This is a genomic window from Pseudonocardia ammonioxydans (genome assembly GCF_900115005.1).
Taxonomy (GTDB): domain Bacteria; phylum Actinomycetota; class Actinomycetes; order Mycobacteriales; family Pseudonocardiaceae; genus Pseudonocardia; species Pseudonocardia ammonioxydans.
The window spans coordinates 1-2,936 of sequence record NZ_FOUY01000124.1 but is presented as its reverse complement, the minus strand read 5'-3'; the positions used below and the strand labels follow the sequence as shown (position 1 = coordinate 2,936).

Here is a 2,936-nt window from a genome sequence, read left to right as displayed (position 1 = left end):
TAGGCCAGCCCGGTCATCAGCACCATCGCGGCGACCGCGAGGAACGACACCAGCAGGCAGAACGTCGCGCGCGCCATCGAGTCGACGACGAACACCAGCACACCGGAGGAGAGCGCCAGCAGGCTCAGCACGCAGAACACGGCGAGCACCATCTACATCCCTCCCCGGGCCAGCACGACGAGCGCGACCACGAGCGCCTGCACGATCGTCAGCGGCACCAGCACGACCCAGGAGATCTCCGCCCAGCGGTCCATCCGGATCGTCGGAAGCCGGTGGCGCAGCCAGACCAATAGAGCCAGCACCGCGGCGGTCTTGAGCCCTACCCATGCCCAGGCTGGTAGCCACGGCCCGTGGCCGCCGCCGAGGAACAACGGGACCGCCATCGCCGCGGCGGCCACGAGCAGCAGCCGGCGGCCTGCGGCGAACAGCAGCCGGTCCACACCGGACAGCTCCGATGCCGCGCCCCCGGCGGCGTCCCGGGCGACGGGTGCGTCGAACGGCCCCCAGAACGCCATCGCGGCCGCACTGAGCACGTAGACGATGAACGCCGCGGGCATCAGCACGACGAACCACAGGCCCGCCTGGGCGTCGACGATGTCGGTGATCCGCAGACTCCCCGCGGCCAGGGCCGCGGTGATGATCGCGAACATGTGCGGGAGCTCGTAGGACAGCCCCTGGGCCACGAACCGGTACCCGCCCTCGGTGTCGATCCAACACGTCTACGAACACCCGACGCTGCGACGCCTCGCCACCGCCCTCGCCCTGCCGGCCCAAGCCCCGACGCCACCGTCGGCGGTCGTCGTGCAGCAACGGTTCGCCGAGCTGTTGGCAGAGGTACTCGACCGCCCCGAGGTCCCGGCACAGGCGAACTTCTTCGAGCTCGGCGCCGATTCGTTGACCATGGCCAAGTTCTGTGCCCGCGTGCGCAAGGACCCCGAGTTGCCGGCGCTGTCGATCCAACAGGTCTACAGCCACCCGTGCCTGGCCGACCTGGCGGCGGTCGTGGCCCCGTCGACGGGGGGAACTGCACCGGCGGCCGAAGACCTGGCGGTGCAGCTGGGGGAGGTCCTCGCGACCGTGCTGGAGCGGGAGGTGGCGGCGGACGCGAACTTCTTCGACGACCTGGGTGCGGACTCCCTGATGCTGGCGAAGTTCTGCGCCCGGGTACGTAAGGACCCCCGGCTGCCGACGCTGTCGATGGAGAACGTCTACGCCACGCCGACGCTCGCCGGACTGGCCGACTGCCTGGCGCCGGCCGGTGCAGGCGCGCTCGCGTCGTCGTCGCCACCGGAGGAACCCGCCGTCGTCCTCGACCGGCCCGAGTCGGTTCGCCGCATCGGCACCCTGGGCTACGTCCTGTGCGGGGCAGTCCAGGTCGCTTTCGTCCTGGGTTGGTCCTATCTCATGGCGCTGGTGCTGTTCTGGGGTTACGAGTGGTTCGTCGCGTCACCGACGCTGCTCGATCTCTACGAGCGGGCGGTCGTGGTCGGCGCCGCCAGCTTCGCGTTCCTGTGCCTGTTCCCGATCGTGGCCAAGTGGGTGCTGATCGGTCGGTGGCGGCCCCGCTCGATCCGCATCTGGAGCCCGGGCTACGTCCGGTTCTGGATCGTCAAGACGCTGGTGCGGATGAACCCGCTGGTGTTGTTCCGAGGCTCACCGCTCTACGCGCTGTACCTCCGTTCCCTCGGCGCGCGGATCGGCCGCGACGTGGCGTTGTTCGCCCAGTCCATGCCGGTGTGCACCGACCTGCTGTCCATCGGCGACCGCACGGTGATCCGCAAAGATGCGCTGTTCTCCTGCTATCGCGCCCGCGATGGCCTGATCGAGATCGGGTCGGTCACCTTGGGCACCGATGTGTTCGTCGGCGAAGCCACGGTCCTCGAGCTCGGCACACGCATCGACGACGGCGGCCAACTCGGCCACACCTCCGCACTACTGAGCGGACAGGTGATACCCGCTGGCGAGCGCTGGCACGGATCACCGGCCCGACCCGCCGGCGTGAACTACTCCACCGTCCCGCCCGCCAGGTGCGGCCCGACCCGGAAGATCGTCTACACGCTGGTGCAGCTGATCCTCGTCCTGGGCGGCGCCGTGCCGCTGGCACTGGGCGGTATCGCGCTGCTGTTGCGCGAGATCCCGCAGCTGACGGCGCTGCTGTTCCCCGGACCGGAGGCGTTCGTCCACTGGTACTTCTACGCCGAGATTCTCGCTCTGAGTTTCGTGCTGTTCTTCGGCGTCCTGCTGCTTGCGTTCCTGGTGATGATCACCGTTCCGCGCCTGCTGGCGTCCGCCGTCCGCCCAGACCGGGTCTACCCGCTCTACGGGGTCCACTACTTCCTGCACCAGACCGTCGCGTTGCTGACCAACAGCATCACGTTCACGATGCTGCTCGGGGACAGCTCCGCGATCCCGCACTACCTCCGGGCCGTGGGCTACCAGCTCCGGCCACTGGTACAGACCGGCAACAACTTCGGGATGCTGATCAAGCACGAGTCGCCGTATCTCACCAGGATCGGCACCGGCACCGTCGTCGCCGACGACCTCTCGATCGTCAACGCGGAGTACTCGCACACGTCCTTTCGCTTGTCGCAGACCACGATCGGCACGAGCAGCTTCTTCGGCAACCGGATCGCCTACCCCTCGCAGGGCAGGGTCGGGAACAACTGCCTGCTCGGTACCAAGGTCATGATCCCGATCGACGGCCCGGTCCGCGAAGGTGTCGGCCTGCTCGGCTCACCGAGCTTCGAGATCCCCCGCACAGTCGCCCGGGATGCACAACTCGAGCTCGGCGAGCAGGGACTGCGGCGCGCGCTACGGGGCAAGAACCGGCACAACGCCGTCACGATCGCGCTGCACCTGATCGTGCGCTGGCTCTACTTCTTCGGGATCGCACTGCTGATCCCCGGGATCGCGATCTGGGAGGTCACGCTCGGCGC

The 2,936-nt window shown here is 68.6% G+C and carries 2 protein-coding genes; one reads left to right on the top strand and one right to left on the bottom strand.

The features are described 5' to 3' along the window. Nucleotides 1-152: 152 nt before the first annotated feature. On the bottom strand, nucleotides 153-710 hold the full coding sequence (locus BM093_RS34475; RefSeq protein WP_218163073.1) for an NADH-quinone oxidoreductase subunit H: 558 nt from the start codon (nucleotides 708-710) through the stop codon (nucleotides 153-155). Between BM093_RS34475 and BM093_RS34470 the strand changes: the two genes are divergently transcribed. Then, nucleotides 703-2,936: Pls/PosA family non-ribosomal peptide synthetase (locus BM093_RS34470; RefSeq protein WP_093357628.1), on the top strand; the 2,234-nt coding region annotated here is incomplete at its 3' end. The genes BM093_RS34475 and BM093_RS34470 overlap by 8 nt on opposite strands.